24 protein-coding genes are annotated in these 19718 nt (G+C 37.9%); 6 read left to right on the top strand and 18 right to left on the bottom strand.

Features of this window, described 5'->3' with window-relative positions; translation table 11 throughout:
* Positions 1-38 precede the first annotated feature (38 nt).
* The 3 genes from ade to F1560_RS09515 all read right to left on the bottom strand — a co-directional run bounded on the left by ade (position 39) and on the right by F1560_RS09515 (position 4793).
* Positions 39-1781, bottom strand: coding sequence for an adenine deaminase (gene ade, locus F1560_RS09525; protein ID WP_149474387.1), 1743 nt, complete (start codon positions 1779-1781; stop codon positions 39-41).
* A gap of 252 nt (positions 1782-2033) precedes the next feature.
* On the bottom strand, positions 2034-2576 hold the full coding sequence (locus F1560_RS09520) for a GNAT family N-acetyltransferase (RefSeq protein WP_149474386.1): 543 nt from the start codon (positions 2574-2576) through the stop codon (positions 2034-2036).
* Positions 2577-2690: 114 nt separating this feature from the next.
* A complete protein-coding gene (locus F1560_RS09515; protein WP_149474385.1) occupies positions 2691-4793 on the bottom strand; it encodes a helix-turn-helix domain-containing protein in 2103 nt (700 codons plus the stop codon).
* Between the two features lie 163 nt (positions 4794-4956).
* On the opposite strand from F1560_RS09515, the gene F1560_RS09510 reads away from it, so the two are divergent.
* Genes F1560_RS09510 through F1560_RS09500 form a run of 3 tightly spaced genes read left to right on the top strand, consistent with a single transcriptional unit; the run spans position 4957 to position 7769 of the window.
* Positions 4957-5664 carry a DUF5058 family protein gene (locus F1560_RS09510; protein ID WP_149474384.1) on the top strand — a complete coding sequence of 236 codons (708 nt, stop codon included), beginning with the start codon at positions 4957-4959 and terminating at the stop codon, positions 5662-5664.
* Between the two features lie 20 nt (positions 5665-5684).
* Positions 5685-6410: a small-conductance mechanosensitive channel gene (locus tag F1560_RS09505; protein WP_245347631.1), complete on the top strand. Its 726-nt coding sequence runs from the start codon at positions 5685-5687 to the stop codon at positions 6408-6410.
* A gap of 12 nt (positions 6411-6422) precedes the next feature.
* On the top strand, positions 6423-7769 hold the full coding sequence (locus tag F1560_RS09500) for an amidohydrolase (RefSeq protein ID WP_149474383.1): 1347 nt from the start codon (positions 6423-6425) through the stop codon (positions 7767-7769).
* Between the two features lie 73 nt (positions 7770-7842).
* Here F1560_RS09500 and F1560_RS09495 read toward each other — a convergent pair whose 3' ends face one another.
* The 12 genes from F1560_RS09495 to F1560_RS09445 all read right to left on the bottom strand — a co-directional run bounded on the left by F1560_RS09495 (position 7843) and on the right by F1560_RS09445 (position 15773).
* Complete coding sequence (locus tag F1560_RS09495; protein WP_149474382.1) at positions 7843-8679, bottom strand: GNAT family N-acetyltransferase; 837 nt, start codon at positions 8677-8679, stop codon at positions 7843-7845.
* 16 nt (positions 8680-8695) lie between these two features.
* Entirely contained in the window at positions 8696-9184 is a 489-nt protein-coding gene (locus F1560_RS09490) for an NUDIX hydrolase (protein WP_149474381.1), read from the bottom strand.
* 185 nt (positions 9185-9369) lie between these two features.
* Positions 9370-10020: an alpha/beta fold hydrolase gene (locus tag F1560_RS09485; RefSeq protein ID WP_149474380.1), complete on the bottom strand. Its 651-nt coding sequence runs from the start codon at positions 10018-10020 to the stop codon at positions 9370-9372.
* A gap of 63 nt (positions 10021-10083) precedes the next feature.
* Positions 10084-10182: an LPXTG cell wall anchor domain-containing protein gene (locus F1560_RS09480; RefSeq protein WP_149474379.1), complete on the bottom strand. Its 99-nt coding sequence runs from the start codon at positions 10180-10182 to the stop codon at positions 10084-10086.
* Positions 10183-10192: 10 nt separating this feature from the next.
* Positions 10193-10729, bottom strand: a complete 537-nt coding sequence (locus tag F1560_RS09475) for a GNAT family N-acetyltransferase (protein ID WP_149474378.1) — start codon at positions 10727-10729, stop codon at positions 10193-10195.
* 95 nt (positions 10730-10824) lie between these two features.
* The gene (locus F1560_RS09470; RefSeq protein WP_149474377.1) at positions 10825-11322 is read right to left on the bottom strand and encodes a GNAT family N-acetyltransferase; all 498 of its coding nucleotides are present in this window, start codon (positions 11320-11322) and stop codon (positions 10825-10827) included.
* Between the two features lie 152 nt (positions 11323-11474).
* On the bottom strand, positions 11475-11624 hold the full coding sequence (locus F1560_RS22120; RefSeq protein WP_187773681.1) for a hypothetical protein: 150 nt from the start codon (positions 11622-11624) through the stop codon (positions 11475-11477).
* Between the two features lie 318 nt (positions 11625-11942).
* Complete coding sequence (locus F1560_RS09465; RefSeq protein WP_149474376.1) at positions 11943-12605, bottom strand: SIMPL domain-containing protein; 663 nt, start codon at positions 12603-12605, stop codon at positions 11943-11945.
* Positions 12606-12693: 88 nt separating this feature from the next.
* Positions 12694-13248, bottom strand: a complete 555-nt coding sequence (locus tag F1560_RS09460) for an SLOG family protein (protein ID WP_149474375.1) — start codon at positions 13246-13248, stop codon at positions 12694-12696.
* Positions 13249-13396: 148 nt separating this feature from the next.
* Positions 13397-13828, bottom strand: coding sequence for a spore coat protein (locus tag F1560_RS09455; RefSeq protein WP_149474374.1), 432 nt, complete (start codon positions 13826-13828; stop codon positions 13397-13399).
* Positions 13829-14038: 210 nt separating this feature from the next.
* Positions 14039-14812: an ABC transporter permease gene (locus F1560_RS09450; RefSeq protein WP_149474373.1), complete on the bottom strand. Its 774-nt coding sequence runs from the start codon at positions 14810-14812 to the stop codon at positions 14039-14041.
* Positions 14790-15773, bottom strand: coding sequence for an ABC transporter ATP-binding protein (locus F1560_RS09445; RefSeq protein WP_149474372.1), 984 nt, complete (start codon positions 15771-15773; stop codon positions 14790-14792). The genes F1560_RS09450 and F1560_RS09445 overlap by 23 nt, the downstream gene beginning before the upstream one ends.
* Positions 15774-16338: 565 nt before the next feature.
* Between F1560_RS09445 and F1560_RS22115 the strand changes: the two genes are divergently transcribed.
* Complete coding sequence (locus F1560_RS22115; RefSeq protein WP_187773680.1) at positions 16339-16755, top strand: hypothetical protein; 417 nt, start codon at positions 16339-16341, stop codon at positions 16753-16755.
* The gene (yidC, locus tag F1560_RS09440; RefSeq protein WP_149474371.1) at positions 16647-17462 is read left to right on the top strand and encodes a membrane protein insertase YidC; all 816 of its coding nucleotides are present in this window, start codon (positions 16647-16649) and stop codon (positions 17460-17462) included. The genes F1560_RS22115 and yidC overlap by 109 nt, the downstream gene beginning before the upstream one ends.
* A gap of 11 nt (positions 17463-17473) precedes the next feature.
* Here yidC and mscL read toward each other — a convergent pair whose 3' ends face one another.
* The gene (gene mscL / locus F1560_RS09435) at positions 17474-17851 is read right to left on the bottom strand and encodes a large conductance mechanosensitive channel protein MscL (RefSeq protein WP_149474370.1); all 378 of its coding nucleotides are present in this window, start codon (positions 17849-17851) and stop codon (positions 17474-17476) included.
* Positions 17852-17976: 125 nt separating this feature from the next.
* Complete coding sequence (locus F1560_RS09430; protein ID WP_149474369.1) at positions 17977-18129, bottom strand: small acid-soluble spore protein P; 153 nt, start codon at positions 18127-18129, stop codon at positions 17977-17979.
* A gap of 305 nt (positions 18130-18434) precedes the next feature.
* Between F1560_RS09430 and F1560_RS09425 the strand changes: the two genes are divergently transcribed.
* Entirely contained in the window at positions 18435-18635 is a 201-nt protein-coding gene (locus F1560_RS09425; protein ID WP_067724698.1) for a cold-shock protein, read from the top strand.
* 109 nt (positions 18636-18744) lie between these two features.
* Here F1560_RS09425 and F1560_RS09420 read toward each other — a convergent pair whose 3' ends face one another.
* Positions 18745-19674, bottom strand: coding sequence for a manganese-dependent inorganic pyrophosphatase (locus F1560_RS09420; RefSeq protein ID WP_149474368.1), 930 nt, complete (start codon positions 19672-19674; stop codon positions 18745-18747).
* Positions 19675-19718 lie beyond the last annotated feature (44 nt).

The raw sequence follows: 19718 nt of genomic DNA, 5'->3' as shown, positions 1-19718 counted from the left end.
TGAAAGTTGATTGACCATTTCAAGGGATTTTTTATGCATTAAACTTCTGTATCTATTAATGAAAAGGAAGAGAAATGGAATAATCCCTGGTCCGTAAGCTTTAGTTCCGGTATTACTGGTAATGTTAAGAAGGATAGGGTTAAAAACAAATTAAAGGATTCACTTGCACCTAACTTGCTTGTTGCAGCATTCATTTTTTGTAGCGTTTTGTAAGTATCCTTATACGTAGTGTTCGACATCAATCCCCCAACAGGTAAAGGTAAAGTAGCTAACACTTCTTCCCCATCTACAACTACTAATCCACCATTTGTTTTTAAAATTTCATCGACTGCTCGAAGCATCTCCTGATCAGACACTCCGACAACAACGATGTTATGCGAATCATGAGCCACTGAAGTAGCAATCGCTCCTCTTTTCAATCGAAAGCCTTTCACTATTCCAACTCCCACATTTCCGGTTCCCTTATGCCTTTCGATTACAGCCATCTTCAGGTGATCTGTTTCTGTTGAAGGAACAAACAACCCATTTTCCACCTGTACGCTTTCTTTTACATGCTTCGTCACAATACTGTTCGGTATAATTTCGATAATATGACAAACAGTTGATTTTAGCGAAAGTTCTAAATCATTTTCAGTTAGCTTTTTTGTATGAAATGTCGGAAGCGAAGCAATCCGGCTTTGAATGGATTGTAACTTCGGAAATAATGCTTTATTCATTTCTCCCTTATCGACAACACACCTGCCTCGCTTATATACTTGATGAATGGAGACCGATTGTAAGTCATCTAATAGCAGAAAATCAGCCTGATATCCTGGTGCAACTGCTCCAAGATGGCGTAAACCAAAGCATTCAGCAGCATTTAAGGTTGCCATTTGAATCGCAATTGCTGGGTCTAGCCCCTTCTCTATTGCTAGTCGAACAATATGGTTAATACTTCCTTGTTCCATGAAATCATCTAATAAAATATCGTCTGTTACAAACATACACCTTCTTGAATTTTGTGCAGTAATTACTGGCAGTAGTGCATCTAAGTCCTTGGCAACCGTACCTTCTCTTACCATAAGGTACATCCCCAAATCAAGACGAGCTTTTCCTTCTTCACTGCTTACACTTTCATGGTCCGTACGAATTCCTGCTGCCATATAGATATTTAAATCTTCTCTTTCTAATCCGGCGGCATGACCGTCAATAACGCCACCATTTGCTTGAACCATCGCAATTTTATCGACTATCTGTTTTTCTCCACTTGCCACAGAAGAAAAATCCATGACTTCAGCAAGCCCGAGAACTTTCGGATGAGCCAAGAAAGGTTGTAATGCTTCCGCGTCTAAGGTAGCACCATTGTTTTCAAACGAAGTTGCTGGCACACTGGATGGCAAATTGATGAAAATATCCATCGGCAGTTCTTCAGCGTCATCCAAAAGAAACTGAATCCCTTCAGATCCGGCTACATTGGCAATTTCATGTGGATCCGTAATAACAGTAGTTACACCGTGCAAAAGAGAAAGCTTTGAAAATTCCCGTGGGGTTAGCATCGTACTTTCGATATGAACATGCCCATCAATAAATCCCGGTACGACCGTTTTCCCCGTAGCATCTATCTCTTCCTTTCCATCATACGATCCGATTCCAGCAATATAGCCATCAACAACCGCTATATCTCCATCCATTATTTCTCCTGTAAAGACATTTAAAATCTCAGCATTTTTAAGAACAACATCAGCAGGAGTTCTTTTGCTAGCTACTGCTATTCTTTTTGTAATTGCTTCTGAATCGCTCATCAACCCAACTCCTATGTCATCTTCTGTTCAAACACTTCTTTCGTCACAGCTATTTAAATTCCATCATAGCTTTTTCATTACGGCACCGTCAACTTCAACCAAGTAAAAGGCTGCTTTCTTCTTTAAACTAAAAGAAAAAAATTTCAACTCCATTTTTCTTATACTAAATTATGTACAAAGAGCTTAATAAGCCAACCAGCTGCAATTGGCTGCAATCTCTGAGTATCCTCCACCACAATTCCTCTCTTTCTTCTACCGTTGCCATTCTGTTTTTAACAAAGAAAACAGAATGGCATCATGCGATTGTTGCCCTTGATATAGGTAACCTCTTAGCCGTCCCTCTTTAATAAATCCATGTTTCTTCAGCAAGTTTATCGAGGCTATATTTTCCGGAAAAGTTACTGCTCCCATACGAAATAAATCAAGTTCTTCAAAGGAATACTTTAATACCTCACGTACAGCTTCTGATGTCATTCCCCTTCCCCAGAAAGCCGGGTTTAGTTCATATCCTATTTCAGCTCGTTTGCTATGTTTATTTAAATTATTTAACCCAAGTGTTCCAATCAATTCGCCCGATTCTTTTAAAACAATTCCCCAACGAATTCCTCGGTTACTTTCATACGTTCTTTTAAATGAATGAATAATGTTTTTTGCCTGTTGTTGATTTTCCAAGCTATCCATTCCATAGTATTTCGTCACAGTAGGGTTGGACATAATTTGAAAAAAGCTATCTGTATATCGCTGATCGACTTCAACTAAATTTAATCGCTCTGTTTCTAATAGTGGGAATTGCATGCATGTCTCCTCCATTTAACATCTTATAATCATAGCCAAATAAGATTCTTCTATATAATTATATACACAATATTTTCAAATTCCCCTGTAACATACGTCTACTAATTATCCGTTTTACAAAGCCATTTGTGACTGTTTCAAATGACATGCGAGTTGGATTTTAAGTATATCTTTACTATCATTCAAATCTATACAGAGCAATTCTTCAATAGTTTGGAGTCGCTGATACAATGTATTTATATGGATATGGAGCAATTTTGCTGTTTTTCCAGGTGAGCGATTCGCCTCCACATACGTAAATAATGTCTTCTCTAATTCCTTATACCGACTGTTCTCTTTTGTAAGCGGTGATAAAGTTTCCTGTATAAATTGCTCAATATCACCAGAAGGCTGATTAAGGAATAGACGATCTAATCCAATTTCCTCATACCGAATCACTTCCAGACTACTGCGACTCGCTAGATAAGAAATTGTTTTATTTGCTTCATCAAAGCATTTACTAATAAAAGCAAGCCCTTTGTATACACTACTTAATCCTCCGCGGAAGATTGCAGATCCCTTATCATGCTGATGAATACGGACCGTTTCTAGCTTTGTTTTTATTTCGTTGACTTCCTCCACATTAGACAGAGATACAAGTAAACTTATTTTATTATAAAAACCGTATACAAGTTTTTCTCTATCCCCTATCTCGCTGTTAATCCGAGAAGCTAACTGATGCACATGAATATCTAGATATTGAAGATCTACTCTCTCTTTTGGTATTTCCAATACTGCAACCATCCAATAGCCATTTATATCTAGATTCATTTCCTTTCCATACTGAATCAAAAGATTTCTATCTTCACAGGCGAGTAACTTACGGAACTGTTCATAAACTCTTCGGTGATAAATTTTCGTTGCAGTCTGACGGTTGACCAATTCTAATGCTAGAACCGTACTTCCTTGTTCAAGCGTAATCCGGTCAAATTCAGAAATTGGCTTATCAAGCGGAATAATTAGACAGCCTATAAAAATCTCTCCATTATATATCGGATAAAAATAAAAGCACGCTTCTTTTTCAGTAAACGCGTAAAAATCCATGCGTCGCTCTGAAAACAACGTCCTAATTTCAAAGACACTAAAAAACGCCGCTTCATTTTCATTTGACGAATAAAAGTCATTTTCCAACCCATTAAAAAAAATCACTTTCCGATCCATCATGTTTTGCATACCATCAACCAATAAATGAATTCCTTTGTTTTTGAGGGAAAGCATCGTGAGCGTATCATGAACTTCTTGTCTTTTTTGTAATTGCGCATTTCTCTCTTTCAATTGTGCACTTAAATTGGTAATTTGCTGCAGTTGTTCTTTTGTTTCGGTATAGTATTGGGCATTTTGAATCGCAATCGCAGCCTGCGTAGCAAACCCTTCCAGTAACATCATATCTTCTTGATCAAGTCGCTTCCTCAACTTGCATTGGTGGATAATCATCACTCCAATGCGGTTAGCATCAATCGAAACTGGAACACAGATTGCTCCTTCTACACCATCAGATGACAGATGAATTTGTTGGAAGATTTCCGGTAATACATGATGTGCATGCATTGCTGCAATTATTTCTTCATAAGAGTTGTAAATTCTACTTTTACCATCCTCAAAAACTTTCCCTGTAATCGATTCACCAATCCTCGTCTGAAATTGATAAATCGCATCATTAAAACCAACCGGCGCTTTCGGTATTAGTTTTTGTTTTTGGGGGTTATAAATCATCAAGTAACCCGCATCTGCTGCCGGAATTACATTGAGTGCATGACGGATAATGGTTTTTAATACATGATCCAGATCAAGACTGGAAGAAATAGAATGCATACTCTCCATGATTACTTTTTGCTCTTCGACTTTCGTGCTTAGCCTTTCTTCAAGCACGAAAGAATGCAAACAGTAAAAAAGATGCTCCATCACGCATTCCCTCACTGTTTCGATCTGTTTAAAAATGCGTAGCACAATCCCATGTTTTTTCAAATAGTAAAAATGAAGATCCGTATGAGCGTCATCTTTCTTTATGTAATAGTATCCTATACTTGGGTTACATTCTGGAACATTGTCACCTTTTTTCCTTCCTCGATCTTCTAGCAACCGGGCATTTCCCACTGTCGCATCATAACTCCAAATTTGATAACCGCTTTCACCAAATTCCTCTTCCATATACTGGGCAATATATTTTTCTAGATTCATCGTTCCCCTCCTCCGCAATGTAGAATCTTCTATAAATCTATAGATAAATTTGTATAAATACACATTGTTCGCTATTCTTACTCAGTGTATACTAGAAATAATTATTTGAAAAGTCTATATAATTATCTGAAAAAATATTATTTTTAAGGAAGGGGAGAAGCAAATGCAACAATCAATGGAAATTGCAAATAGTAGTGTGATGTGGGTTATCGCTTCCCTAGTCATTGGAATCGTTATTTTTCAAAGTGTTAAATTCATTCAGCTTGCATCAAAGGCAAGTATTGATGTAGGAATGAGTAAAAAAGAAGTTCGTAGCGCTTTAAAGACCGGAGCGATTGCAGCGATTGGACCATCTATCGCAATTGTTATCGTAGCTATCTCGTTAATTGCTTTTCTCGGTAATCCACTTACCTTACTTCGGATTGGTGTTATCGGTTCTGCACCAATCGAGTCTGTTGGAGCTAGCTTTGCTGCTGAAGCATCTGGAGCTAGTCTCGGTGGTGAAGGCTACAATGAAATGGTAATTACAGCTATCGTCTGGACCTTATGTCTTGGAGGGATGGGCTGGCTCTTATTTACTGCCCTGTTCACCAAATCACTCGATAATATGGAAAAGAAAATCAACAAAGGAAAAAAAGGCAAGCAAATAATGGGTGTTGTCGCAACTGCTGCGATTGTTGCTGCTTTCGGTAATCTTGTCAGTGCAGAATTAATACGAGGATTGGCTCCTGTCGTAGTAGCCGTTGTCGCCGCTACTACGATGATTACCGCAACGAAACTCTCGGAAAGGTTCCAGGTTAGTTGGTTGCGTGAATGGTCACTTGGACTTTCCATTCTAATTAGCTTATGCTTCGGCTACTTTTTCATCTAAACATATAAGGAGGCTATTCCATGAACGCTGAACAAGTAAGTAATATCGATACTGAAAACACCAAACAACCTACGAATACCAGCACGCTGACAATGGACGCATATCATATCAAAGCACATTTTTGGGGACGGCTGACCATATGGGCCGTTATTGCGCTAACACTGTTTCTCCCGCTTTATCTTTCATTCGGTCTTGGTTACCATCCAGGGTGGACAGTTATTTTAAACGCACTTGCAGCTTACGCAGGTGTTATCGCTGTCGTTTGGGTGTTAGAACCAGTTATGTATTTTCCTATTCTAGGTGTGTCTGGAACCTATATTAGTTTCTTAACGGGTAATATTGGAAATATGTGCCTTCCCTCTGCCGCTGCTGCTCAGCATGCTGTTGGCGCAGAACCAGGGACAAAAAAAGGAGAGCTCACAGCCACGCTCGGAATTGGTGCCGCATCACTTGTGAATAAGGTGATACTCATTCCCATTATTTTAGCCGGGTCTTTCGTCATTTCCAACATCCCTGAACATCTGGAAGGGATATTCCCGCTAATTTTACCAGCAATATTCGGTGCAGTGTTGGCACAATTCGCTATAAAGAAACCGATCTATGGTGTTATTGCCTTAATCATTGGGCTTACAATAAATCTAACCGCACTGCCTATTTACTTAAAGAGCCTATCATGCATCGTCCTTACAGTCTTCATTTGTCTACAATTAGAGAAATATAAAGAAAAAAAACAGACACAACAATAGGAGGAAATAAAAATGAGTAAAGCAGCTATTACGGAATGGATCGAGAAGCATAAACAAACTTATACAGACATGGCTCAAGATATATGGGACCATCCACAAACAGCCTATGAAGAGAAATATGCAAGTGAACTGCAACGAAATGCCCTACAAGCTGAAGGATTTTCCATTACACAATCGATTAATGGAATCGATACAGCATTTGTAGCTGAATACGGACAAGGTAAGCCTATCATTGGTATTCTTGGAGAATTTGATGCTCTTCCCGGCCTATCCCAAAAGGCAACTCCAGAGAAAGAGGAAGTTATTGCAAATGGCCCCGGACATGGTTGTGGTCACAATTTACTAGGAACTGCAGGAGTTGAAGCGGTGATTGCGCTGAAAGAACGAATGGAAAAAGATAACCTTACTGGCACCATCCGTTATTATGGCTGCCCAGCAGAAGAGGTTCTATCTGGTAAAACACATATGGCTAAAGCTGGTGTTTTTGATGATTTGGATTGTGCATTAACCTGGCACCCTATGACAAACAATGCGGTTATGCATAAAAGCATGCAGTCGATGGTTTCTATCAAGTTTCACTTTAAGGGAAAACCCGCACATGCTGCTGCTTCACCTGAGGCTGGCAGAAGTGCACTGGACAGTGTGGAATTAATGAACATTGGCGTTAACTATCTACGCGAACATGTTCCTGACGGTACACGTATGCATTATACCATTACGGATGGGGGGCAAGCTCCCAATATTGTACCTGAGACGGCAACGGTTTGGTATTTTCTTAGAGCTAGTTCCAAAGAAGAAGTAGAAGGAATCTTACACAGAGTAAAAAACATTGCAAAAGGTGCTGCCCTGATGAATGAAACGGAAGTTGATTCCGAAATCCTTGCTTTTGCTTATGATACATTGCCAAATGACCCACTGAACGAATTAATGTATCAGAACATGCTCGAAAGCACTCCACTTACATACGTCCAAGAGGAGCATGCATTTATAGAGAGCCTTGCAGCATCTTTACCAACCGCTGGAAAACCTGTCGAGGAATTGCTTCCAGCTTCGATTCATTTTAATGCTTATCAAGCAGGAGAGTCGCTGCCTGGATCAACTGATGTCGGTGATGTCAGCTGGATTGTACCAACTGGAATGGTCACTACGACTTGCGCACCAGTAGGAACAGCGCTGCATTCTTGGCAGGCAACTGCTTCATTTGGAACGCAAATCGGCTATAAAGGAATGCACTTAGCTGCAAGTACGATGGCACTTTCCGCCTATGATTTGCTTATCAATAAAGACAATATCCTCGACAAAGCAAAAGAAACATTCGAGAGACTCCGTGATGGAAAAGAATATCAAGCAGGAATTTAAACATGGATCATAACCAATGCCCCTTCCGGTCTTTAACTGGAAGGAGCATTTTTTGTAACTATAAACTACTATTCTAACCTTTAGAATCTGTATACGTATAATAATCCTGCGCTTGAAATGTTTGAAAGCCACAGGATTCATATAATTTCAGCGCATTGGAATTTTTCGCTTCTACATCCAGAAACACATCGTAACCATTTCTATGTTCTTTCCAGATAACCTGTCTTAAAGCTCTTCTTCCAATTCCTTTTCCTTGAAATTCAGGAAAAACAGCAAAGCCATAGATCCATGCTTCTGATTTCTCATGCGAAACACGTATTTTACCAACCGTCTTTTCTCCATGTTCAATGATAAAAAATTGCTGTTTCCCATCTTTTCTTATTTTTTTATTATAATCCACTGCTTCATCCTCTAAAAAATCAAAGCAGTTTATATCTAATTGTATTTCCGCCTTTAAATCATTGTCAGATTTAGAGGACCTAATTCTAATATCCTTTTCTTCAGGAAGTTCCATAAACGACCATTTCATCTGGTATTCTGTTGATGAATGTTCACATGGAATCGTTTTTAAAAACGCTTTTGCTGTAGCAGATGCTGCAGGTGCATTTAATAAAACCTCTCTATACTTCCGAGCTTTACATACTGCAAGTGCTTCATCCAGTAAACTTGAAAATATACCCTTTCTACGATAATCCGGCTTAACCATTCCACATATCTCTGCCTTACTCCCAAATTCATACAATCCTAGAAATGCGATTAGCTCTTTATTCTCATAGAGAAAATAGTCATTCTGCTCTTGTGCCTCTCTACTTTGCAGCATGTCCCAATTCAATTTTAACGTTATTTGATCATTCGCTTCACAAAGAAGCTGAAGCCCTTTAATATCATGTAATTGTTCTTTTGTTAACATACAATCCTCCGTCTACTTAACTTATTGGCACATATTCTTCAAGCGGAAAAACGTTACACGCTACGACGTCATCCCCTTGATAAATAAACCGATATTCATGTGTGGTTTTTTCATTTAACATTTGTAATAAATAATAGTTCAGATTGGCTATACCACTATTATCGGGATGCACAATCCAATCAATTTTTTTCCAATCCAATATTCCTTCTTCTGTTTTGACTGGTGTTTGATAAACATAATCAGGAGGAAGCTCTGCAACATATGCATACATGCCACCTGAGTATTGGCTTTCATCTCCCCATGTAACCGTCCCTTTATACTGAACCGATGACAAGGAAATTCCCGTTTCCTCTTTCACCTCACGCAAAATGCATTCCGTTGGCGTTTCTCCGGGTTCAACCTTTCCTCCTACACCGTTCCACCTGCCCATCCAGATAGACTTTTCTCGATTTAGCATTAATAGTTCATCGCCCCGTCTAATGAAGCAAATGGTATATTTAAACACAATTCATTCTCCTTCATCTTGAAAATTACATTAAATCTCTATACCGCTTACGACTTCATCAGCTAATGCTTTCCCGAAAATAAACCATGTAGGATGACTATTTACAGGCATGAATGAATCATCTATCACTATAAAGCCAAGCTTGCGATACAATACATGTGCCGATTGATTATCATTTCTAGTAGTTAATACAGCCGTTTTAGTTGAAACCTTTCTGCCACATGAATATTTTCATTTGAATTCGGATATTTGATCGCTCCGACAGTTTCATGTTGATTTGCTTCACCAACTATAAATAACACTGGCATAGAAAGCTCCGATAAATCTCCCGTTTCATCAAATGGATACCAATCTGCTTCTCGAGTTGATTGAAGTAACTTCCTCCAATCTCCATGATGGATTTTGTCAAAATAATCCACATTCGCTTGAACAGCAAGTATTTTTGCTTCTTGCTCCGCATCCTCTTTTTCCATCGCTTCCCAATCTAAAGGTTTCTCAGGAATAATTCCGGATAAGATTAAGCTCTTCACTCTTTTGGGATATATTTTTGCAAACACTAAAGCAACGAGCGCTCCCAGTGAACAGCCCGCAACATGAGCAGATGCAATTCCTAAATGATCCGCTGTCTCCAACAGATCATTCGCAGACTCCTTGAAATAATTCGAGTACGCTTCCGATACAGATTTCCCATGACCACGTAAATCCGGTAATATTACTTGATATTTTTCACGGAAATAAGCATCTTGTTCCGTAAGCTCTGTTCTCCCAGTTTGTAGCCCTGTATGCAGGAAAATAATTGTTTCTCCATCCCCTGATTTTTCCGTATGTAGGATCATTTTATTTTCCCCCTAATGTCTCAACCAGCTCCTCCCTTCCTTTCTAAGAGAGGAGCAACGCTCTTACTTCTTCTTTTTCTGCTTACCGAACAAACCTAACGCAACCGCAACTGCAACACCAATCGCAACCCACGATCCTATGTTCATCCCATTTCCTCCCATGCTTTAACTATCACTTTTCGTACTCTCGTTCAGCAACTTTCTGTAATAGTTCCAAATCATTCCATCCATAAACAATTTCATGCATGAATGCACCAGCTATTTTAATTTCTAAACAATCGACTATACGCGCACCTAATGCTTCATAAAAAACCCTTGATGGATTTTCTTCGATAACCTTAACAATCATGCTGGTTATTCCTTTTTCTAGAAGTTCTTCTACAACAGGCTGAATAAGTAGTTTACCAATCCCTTGCCGCTGATACGCTTTTAAAATATAAATCGCATTTAGCTCTCCTTCATACCCATCATACATCTCCGTTCTTTCCTTCTCACCAACAGAAAAGCCAACAATGCTCCCTTCCGCATTTTCTGCAACGTATACATTCTGCTCCAATGTGTTACGTTCCCAAAGCATTGTTCGTTGCTCATAGGATAAACGATTTAAAAATTCCTCAGGTAAGATTCCTTTATAAGCTGTCCTCCAACTATCAACATGTACTTTAGCAATATCTTCTGCATCAACAATCGTTGCTTTCCTTATAATCATTTATTCTCTCTCCCCTTTAATTTAGTGTATTCTTCTATCGTAATTTCCTTATTTTCGCAAAATGGTATACGCATACATCTGCATATAGGAATATCTTATATTCCCTTCTCACCTACACGTAACACCATCCGAACAGTCTTCAAGGTGTGACCATCCAAATAATCATCGTATTCGGCTACAGATTCGAATCCTTTGGCACGGTAAAAGGTCATTCCGATTTGATTATTTTTCTCCACGTTCAAATGAAGTTCTCTTATACCAAGTTTCTCCATTCCGACCTTTAAAAATGCTGTTCCAATTCCTGCTCCTTGGTACTCGGGATATATATAAATCGCACCTAGCTCTACTCGCCCGCTTTCAGGAACTCGAAAAAAATTAGCAAAGCCTACTATTCCTTGATTTACTTCAGCAACAAAAAAAGTTGTGTTTTTTAAGCGCCATTTTAAATTTTGCTTACTATAAACAGCCTTCAGAAAACGTTCTTGAATTTCTAACGGAATAATTCCTTCATATGTGGCATTCCAGCTCGTTTTCGCAATGTCTTGAACTTGCTTCATATCTCGCTTTTTCATTTTCCGAATTAAATAGTCCATAAAACTCATCCTTTTATAATTGTTACTGAATTCGAATAGTTTCTAACATTATATCATCAATTAATTTAAAAAGGAGTAGGCATTAACAATTTTTTGCATCTAAAAAAGCATTGCAACTGATTTGCAATACTTTTATCTACCAACGATTTTATTTATTTTTTATTATTTTTTTCCAAATGTTTTTCCACTAACATTTTCCCTACTTCTGATCTGTCAATTCCTCTTTTAACAGCTGCAGCAATAACAAAATACAAGATTAAAAATGGTACTGCATAAACAACCAAATTCAACACAAAGTCCACTAAAAACACCCCCGCACATCGCTATTCTATTATTATAATGCTTCCTATGATTTACCACCAGAATTGACTATATAACAAACGATTAATGCCTCCCTCTAGGTCGCGGCTATTCCTTCTCAAAGAATAACAATAGATATAATGAAGTAAATTTCTCCATGACAAAGACATCCAAATACTTGTCATTTACAATCACGTAAATGATGCACGTGGATTTGATCATGGAATGAACATTGATACAAACCTATTTCATGAAGACATTCTAGACTATCTATGGTAGCAGTAAACCAAGGGACGTACATTTTCGGTCCCTTGGTTTACTTAGTATTGAAATTGAACTTCTACAACAGCATGGATACCAATTTGTCCAGGTTCAATTGGGGTAGAAAAGCTTTCTGCAGAAACCGCCATTGTTTTGAACGCAGCAGGGGTTTCCGAAAACTCTTCCGTAATTTTGACTGGTGTAAGATCAAGGTCTACTTGCAAGCTTTCTGCAATCGTTTGGGCTTTTGCTTGTGCATTCTCAAGTGCTCGGACAAGCGCTTGTTGATAATAGTCTTGAGAATTAGCAACCGAAAACTGAATACTTGATACTCGATTAACACCATTCTGCACAGCAGTATCAATAACTGTTCCAACCTCGGAAATCGGGGTAATACGAACTGAAATCTGATTCGTAACCTCATATCCGCGTAATATTTGCTGGCCATCTACAAAATCATATCTCGGGAAAATTTGATAGGATGTTGTACGGATGTTTTCCCTTGGTACACCTAAATCCACCAACGATTGAATAACTTGATTCATGATTTGCGCATTTTCCTGTTGCGCACTGCTTAACGATTCATCCTCCGTCATAACAGCAAGCTGAATACTAGCTATATCCGGTTCAATTGACACCCTGCCATTCCCCGTCACTGTTAGCATACGGTCTTGTTGTCTCGAAGCAGGTTGTCTGTAAGGAGGTACATACGAATAATACATCCTCATTCCACCTCTCATCATCTTTGTCTTCCATAGATAATATGCACAGGAAAGTGAAATGTTTAAAGGTTAGATGAACAGCAAACGCTTATTCCCAATAATCAGGGTCCGACATTCTGATTTCCTCTACAGCATCATCCAAGTCCGCTGGTGTAATCGTGAATATCGGATAATCCTTATCTGCTTTTTTTGCCGATTCATAGAAGAATCGATTGCTTCCTGGAAATTCCTCATCCATTAACAAGAGACAGCCATCACTCTTGTCTACAAACCACATATTTTTGGCCTTGAACTGATAAGGACCTTTATAATCACCTTGATACAGAGGTTTATAAAAATCTGCAATCATAATTAATTCTTGGTATTTTTCTTTTATATGATCAGGCCAGCGGTTGTCCTGATTTTCAAAAGGTGGAAAGACGCCAATATTAATATCATACGTCTCTTTCAAATCGAGTACTAAATCAGCAGTCCATAACTCAACACCCATTTGCCCGGAAATTAATACCCATTCCAATCCTTCTTCAATAAAACCAATTAGTCTTTTTTCAATAGCTGCTTTAATAAACGTTATACGTGGGTCATTTTCTTTAAAAATATTCAATTCCATTGGTTTATAGCCAGATACAGTTAAAACTTTCATATGTAGAAACACCTCATTCGAAAACTTGACATTCACGAAACTTCCTAAGCGAATGTTTTCATTCCAATTTATAGGAACGGGGTATGCCTTCCTATCATTCAAAAGAGAAAAGCTGGCAACTCTATATTGTGCCAGCTCTTTTCTTTAGTTAACACCATTTTGAAGGTTTTTTCCAGTGATGTCCACACCCGTGTGACGGACCTCCTGGACCATGACCGTACCCCGGTGACTGAGCTCCCGCTACTTGACCTCCTGGACCGAATCCTGGAGACATAGCTCCTGCTACTTGACCTCCTGGACCGAACCCTGGTGACATAGCTCCTGCTACTTGTCCCGGACCGCCAGGAGTTTGGAAGGAACCTCCATACACATCAACACTATTTGTTGTGTTTTGGTAAGATGTTGAGTGTGGAAATACGTGGTTATTTTTAACTAAATGATGGTTTGTTACAGTCGTATGGGAAGGATGCACATGGTTAACTGTACTTTCTGAGAAAGTATCAACACAGTTATACTTAGTCGGATGTACAATTGTCTTACATGAATGACAACCACAATGACGTCCATGACGATGTCTCATTAAATAATCCCCTTTCTATTATTGGTTCACTTCTAACCTATGTTAATTGCTTAGGGAATGTATGAGACATGTACCTATTTCCTGCAAAATTTCTTTGAAATCTCGGCATCCATTACAACGTTTCTGGAAAAAGCGTTCCCTGCTTTAAAAAACTTATTCTTTAGAGTCCTAATCCCTAGGCGTTGTCTCCCTAAAAAAATAAAAAGCTCTCTAATAATGTGCCATTAATCCTTTTGTCATAGCAACACGTTCACAATACAGGAACACTCCAAGTCCTATCACGAAATAAATTAGTGCATTGAATCCTAATATCATAAAATCCCCGACTTGAAGCTGGCTAAATGTAGCCCCATGAATCATCACTTCACGTACTAGGTCAATCCCTTTTACAAAAGGTAAAAAAGCAAGCATCGGCGATAACGATAAGGGAATAAACGTTAACGCCATTAAAATAAATTGCAGGATCTGTAAAAAAGCTTGAACTTGTTTTAGAATGATTGATATTCCTGCAATAATAAATCCCACACCAAACATACTAATCAAAGTTAGCAATAAGATTGGAGCAATCGTTACAACATCGATATTCAACCACTGTCCTGCCGTTGCCATTGACAAGTATAATAATACAATCACGATAACGAGATTAATTAATGTTGTGGAAATTAACCGGGTTGTCATAATTCTCCACATTCCCATCGGTGACATAGAAAGTTGCTCTAACGTTCCTTTCATCGCTTCATTAATAATCTCATAGCCGATACTATTAATAATCATAAAGGATAAAAACCAGAAAATATAATTTACAATAGCATACTGAATATTGCTATCTTGTGTACTTGGGTCCCCAATTAATTGAATCCCTGCGAACATTCCTATAAAAATAATATAAAAGGTGAGCAGCATGGCAATTGTATTTGGCAAATAGCGTTTTAATTCGATATATTCCTTTTTCGTATTTGCTTTAAGAAGATTGAACCATCGCATCTTGCTTTTCCCCCTTTACAATTTTCATAAATATTTGTTCGAAGTTAATCGTCTTTCGATCAATCGCTTCTACTGACGTATTATTTAATTGAAGCACATCGAATAGATCATAGATTCCTTCACTTTTTGCTAATTCAATATTTAAACTGGATTGATAGGCATCTTGTTGATAGTCATGTTGTGGAAATTTCTGCAGAAGTAATTGCTGTTGCTGACTGCTCAATGGGTCTCCAAGTGTAATAGTATAGGCACGAACTTCAAATAATTTTAATAGGTTCTCTACTCGATCATCTGTTAAAACCTTTCCTTGATTTATAATAACGGTGCGCTCACAAATATCCTGAATAACATCCATATCATGTGAGCTAATAATAATCGTTCGATTGTAATCCCGAACAATCGCCTTTAAAATTTCCCGAACTTCATAACCCGTCTCGACATCTAAGCCAAGGGTTGGTTCATCAAGCAAGATAACCTCGCTTTCAGCTAGCATCGCAACAGCAATCGCTAACTTTTGTTGCATCCCTCTGGAAAGCCGATTAACGAGCTCATTTTCCTTATCCTTTAGATTGAATTTTGTTAAAAGATCCTCAATCTGTTCGCTTACATCCTTCCGTGACATTCCGCGATTACCTGCGAAATATTCCAGGTTCTCCTTAACTGTTAGACGCCAGTAAAGGTTTCGATTCCCTTCCAGCACTGAACTGATATGACGTAACGCCTTTAGCCGTTTCTCCTTATTATCGATTCCTTTAATTCGAATCGTACCTGAATCCGGTATGAGCAATCCACAGATCATTTTAATTGTTGTTGTTTTCCCAGCTCCATTCGGTCCAAGCAAGCCAAGAATTTCACCACGATTTACCTTAAAGGAGACATCACTAACTGCGTGTACATACTCCTTTGACCTTCGTTTTTTATAGGATTTCTTAAGATTCTGAACTTCAATAATTGGTTCCATTTATTTCATCCTCTCTTTAATCTATTTTCATTCTAATTAGAAATTAATCCCACAGCTACTACCCGAAGTTGTAAATCAACTACGTCTACAGACTGATATTCACATGTAACGCAGTGCAGTGATTCGTTTGAATGTGATTACTTCATTTACTGAGTTAGTGTTTCGGGCACTCGTTACCCCAATGAGCCAAACACTTGCTGTGACTCTCTCTTTGTTCGAGCTCTTATCACCTTTATGAGTAACCGTTTAAAGTAAATCATTCCTTGTTCGGGCTCTCATAACCTTTATAAACAATCAATTTATATAAATTCCTAACTAATTGCTGTGGCAGGAGCAACTGCCGCCGTCCGGGATCGCTGCGGACGGATGCTTTCCGCGGGCACGGCCTCAGCCTCCTCGAGAAAACCACTCTGCGGGGTCTTCGGAGCGGGTTAACGCTCAACCATCATTTCAATTTAATTCCAGGCTTATATCAAAACGGAATTAAATTTATAAAAAAATGAAACCTAAACTGCTTTTGAATCGTACTTGATAATAGTACATTTTAGAACGGAGGTGAATACAGATGTTCATCGAGCTCTTATCCGAATTATTGAATGAGTTCTCGCCAATTTATTTTTATATCGGTTTATTGCTTTCAATCATTCCCATTCGAATTTACAATCATCCAAACACCTATCAAACAGATATGTATATTCGAAGGTCACATGCATTGCAATTTCAATTGCTTTCCGTGCCTGAATTAACTGCAACAGTACTTGATATACGTAGTTGGATAACTAATAAAACAAAACGGATCGAAATACCAGATGATAATGAAGAAGACAGCTTTTCTCTAGGTTTTTATCGTTATAAAAATCGAGGAGGGCAAAAATGGAATCAACTTCTGTATTCATCAAACTTAAGAAATATAGCTTTATCATACTTGGACTTTTATCGATCGTATTACTTGCAGGCTGTCAAGGCGCAACCGAGCCGATAAGTGCTAATTCGACTGGCTGGTTTGATCATTATTTCGTCTATACGTTTTCAGTATTAATAAAGGGCTTAGCCGGTTTTTTCAATGATAACTATGGACTATCCATTATCCTATTGACACTATTTATTCGATTGGCCTTGATGCCTATCATGCTAAAGCAAATTAAGAATAATGCTGCAATGAAGGAAAAAATGAACGTATTAAAACCAGAAATGGATGCAATACAAGGGAAGTACCGCAACAAGCAGGATGTAGAAGAACAGAAGAAAATGCAGTCGGAATTAATGCAGCTTTATGGAAAACATCAGGTAAATCCATTAGCTTCACTTGGTGGATGTTTACCAATGCTCATACAGTTTCCCATATTAATTGGGTTTTACTATGCGATTCTCCGAACACCTGAAATTGCTTCCCATTCTTTTCTTTGGTTTAATCTAGGACAGTCGGATATTATCCTAACGATGCTAGCTGTGATCATATACTTTTTCCAATTCAAAGTTTCCTTAATTGGAATGGAACCAAAAATGAAAAAGCAGATGACATTCATGGGGCTCCTCTCACCAATCATGATCGGGGTAATTTCGTTAAATGCTCCAGCAGCATTGCCATTATACTGGGCTGTCGGTGGAATCTTCATGATTGTTCAGCAATTGATTGCTAAGAAAATGTATAATACTTACCAAAAAGACAAAAAACCTGCAGAAGCATAATCTGCAGGTTTTTATTTTACATGTTGTTCTTTTAATAGATCTCTGATTTCGGTTAGCAGCTGTTCTTGTTTATCAACTTCCTCTTCAACTGCCTTTTCCTCTTTCTTTTTGAATTTAGACAAGACACGGATTGCCATAAAGATTGCAAATGCAATAATCAAAAAGTCAACAAAGGATTGAATAAAATTGCCATATAATACTTCCGCATTTCCAACCGTTATACTTAATCCAGTAAAATCAATACCCCCTGCTAAAATCCCTACGAGAGGCGTAATAATATTTTCAACAAAGGATGTTACAATTGCACCAAAAGCTGAACCAATTACCACTGCAACAGCTAGGTCAAAGATATTCCCTTGAAAAGCAAATTCCCTAAACTCTTTCCACATCATTAATTTCTCCTTTAAAAAGTATTACACTAAATAATAATTCGTAACACAATTATAATATTAGGGGGTAAAATAGAAAAGAGCAATAATCGTAACTGATTATGCTCCTTAAATACGAAAAACGATTATAAACCATGATGTGGATTATGATTTTGTCTGGAATGATTCGTATTTTTATCCTTTTTGGAGCCACTCAATGGCTCACCATATGGCTGTACTGGACTTTTTGGTAAATTCACCTTCTCTTGTTGCTTCGGACCTTTTGGATTTTTTGACATCTCGTTTCACTCCTTTCGGCTTCATTTTAGTTTCTATTTTAAGAGTGATATTATGCGCTATCTTAAATTGGAAATTCACTGCAAACGTTGCTATAACAGCTCTTTAAACAGCAAAAAAATTCTATTTGAAACTTTTTTTAAAAAAAGTGGATATTTTTTAGACATCTATGCTATAATATAAATACTTATTGTTGTTCGTGAGAAATACAGGATAGACAGTAGTATCTCTTTAGTGATTTCGTCTTGAGTTGTATCTTGAACAAAAATAGTAATAAACGTGCAAAATGCACATGGAGGTTTTTTTTATGAACACAGGTTCAGTAAAATGGTTTAACGCAGATAAAGGCTTCGGTTTCATCGAAGTTGAAGGTGGAGACGATGTATTCGTACATTTCTCAGCAATTCAAGGCGAAGGTTTCAAAACTTTAGAAGAAGGTCAAACAGTAACTTTCGATATCGAAGAAGGTAACCGTGGACCACAAGCTACTAACGTTAACAAAGCGTAAGTAAGTGAAATCAAAAAAGCTTTCCCTTAATTGGGAAAGCTTTTTTATTTATATACCCTAACAAAAATGGATCTCTACCCAGTACTAGGTAGAGATCCATTTTTGTTGCTTATTTTAAGAATTCATCCGTTAAGGTTGTTACAATTTGTTTTTTACGTGATACGACTCCTTTTAACAGAGCTCTGTTGTTGCCATCAAATGTCACAGCAAATCCAGATGCTACTTTATCTTTCCCGCTTCCAATTGCAAGCACTTCGGAATCATTGTTTAGAATATCCGTTGCAACGAATAGGAACAAATCAAGTTCTTTCTCTTTCACTACTTTCTCCATTTCCGCTTCAATTTCTGCCTGACTCTTATAAATATCACTTGTATCAACCGCATTTACTTGAGCAATCTCGACTTTTGCTTCACCCATTGAAAATTCTTTTGCATCCATCGTAATTAAGTCACGTGCAGATTTATCACTTAAATCCGCTCCAGCTTGAAGCATTTTCAAACCATAGGTTTCAATGTTCACTTCAGCAATTTCTGCAAGCTCATGTGCTGCATCTACATCTTCCGCAGTACATGTCGGAGATTTTAACAATAAAGAGTCAGATATAATCGCTGATAAAAGTAGCCCAGCAATTTCCTTCGTAACAGGAATGCCTTTCTCTTTATACATTTTATTTAAAATCGTAGCCGTACAACCAACTGGCTCTACACGAAAATATAAAGCTTCTCTCGTTTCAAAGTTAGAAACACGATGATGATCAACAACCTCTATAATATGTGCATTTTCAATGTTTTCTGCGCTTTGTTGGAATTCATTATGATCGACCAAGATAACCTTCGCACCATCTTCTACTTTTTCAATTTGTTCAGGCGCTTCTACCCCAAAATAATCTAGCGCAAATTGCGTTTCTTTATTAACAACCCCAAGTCTTACTGGTGTTGCTTCTTCACCTATTTTATTTTTCAAATCCGCAAAAGCTAAAGCCGAACAGATTGTATCTGTATCTGGATTCTTATGTCCAAAAATGAATGGTTTAGTCATACTTTATAACTCCTTTGATGTGAATTTTCTCTTGTACTAGAGTA

The sequence above is a fragment of the Oceanobacillus polygoni genome, from assembly GCF_008304605.1.
GTDB lineage: Bacteria > Bacillota > Bacilli > Bacillales > Amphibacillaceae > Oceanobacillus > Oceanobacillus polygoni.
Note: the sequence above shows the minus strand (reverse complement) of the source record. Positions and strands in the feature narration are given on the sequence as shown.

Coding starts and splice junctions, on each gene's coding strand:
- F1560_RS09470 (WP_149474377.1), bottom strand. CDS start 11,322: ATGGACTATTTAATTCGGAAAATGAAAAAGCGAGATATGAAGCAAGTT.
- yidC (WP_149474371.1), top strand. CDS start 16,647: ATGGAATCAACTTCTGTATTCATCAAACTTAAGAAATATAGCTTTATC.
- F1560_RS09510 (WP_149474384.1), top strand. CDS start 4,957: ATGCAACAATCAATGGAAATTGCAAATAGTAGTGTGATGTGGGTTATC.
- F1560_RS09455 (WP_149474374.1), bottom strand. CDS start 13,828: ATGAGACATCGTCATGGACGTCATTGTGGTTGTCATTCATGTAAGACA.
- F1560_RS09500 (WP_149474383.1), top strand. CDS start 6,423: ATGAGTAAAGCAGCTATTACGGAATGGATCGAGAAGCATAAACAAACT.
- F1560_RS09425 (WP_067724698.1), top strand. CDS start 18,435: ATGAACACAGGTTCAGTAAAATGGTTTAACGCAGATAAAGGCTTCGGT.
- F1560_RS09430 (WP_149474369.1), bottom strand. CDS start 18,129: ATGTCAAAAAATCCAAAAGGTCCGAAGCAACAAGAGAAGGTGAATTTA.
- F1560_RS22115 (WP_187773680.1), top strand. CDS start 16,339: ATGTTCATCGAGCTCTTATCCGAATTATTGAATGAGTTCTCGCCAATT.
- F1560_RS09520 (WP_149474386.1), bottom strand. CDS start 2,576: ATGCAATTCCCACTATTAGAAACAGAGCGATTAAATTTAGTTGAAGTC.
- F1560_RS09475 (WP_149474378.1), bottom strand. CDS start 10,729: ATGATTATAAGGAAAGCAACGATTGTTGATGCAGAAGATATTGCTAAA.
- F1560_RS09465 (WP_149474376.1), bottom strand. CDS start 12,605: ATGTATTATTCGTATGTACCTCCTTACAGACAACCTGCTTCGAGACAA.
- F1560_RS09515 (WP_149474385.1), bottom strand. CDS start 4,793: ATGAATCTAGAAAAATATATTGCCCAGTATATGGAAGAGGAATTTGGT.
- F1560_RS09420 (WP_149474368.1), bottom strand. CDS start 19,674: ATGACTAAACCATTCATTTTTGGACATAAGAATCCAGATACAGATACA.
- mscL (WP_149474370.1), bottom strand. CDS start 17,851: ATGTGGAAAGAGTTTAGGGAATTTGCTTTTCAAGGGAATATCTTTGAC.
- F1560_RS09505 (WP_245347631.1), top strand. CDS start 5,685: ATGAACGCTGAACAAGTAAGTAATATCGATACTGAAAACACCAAACAA.
- F1560_RS09460 (WP_149474375.1), bottom strand. CDS start 13,248: ATGAAAGTTTTAACTGTATCTGGCTATAAACCAATGGAATTGAATATT.
- F1560_RS09450 (WP_149474373.1), bottom strand. CDS start 14,812: ATGCGATGGTTCAATCTTCTTAAAGCAAATACGAAAAAGGAATATATC.
- F1560_RS09480 (WP_149474379.1), bottom strand. CDS start 10,182: ATGGGAGGAAATGGGATGAACATAGGATCGTGGGTTGCGATTGGTGTT.
- ade (WP_149474387.1), bottom strand. CDS start 1,781: ATGAGCGATTCAGAAGCAATTACAAAAAGAATAGCAGTAGCTAGCAAA.
- F1560_RS09445 (WP_149474372.1), bottom strand. CDS start 15,773: ATGGAACCAATTATTGAAGTTCAGAATCTTAAGAAATCCTATAAAAAA.
- F1560_RS09485 (WP_149474380.1), bottom strand. CDS start 10,020: ATGATCCTACATACGGAAAAATCAGGGGATGGAGAAACAATTATTTTC.
- F1560_RS09495 (WP_149474382.1), bottom strand. CDS start 8,679: ATGTTAACAAAAGAACAATTACATGATATTAAAGGGCTTCAGCTTCTT.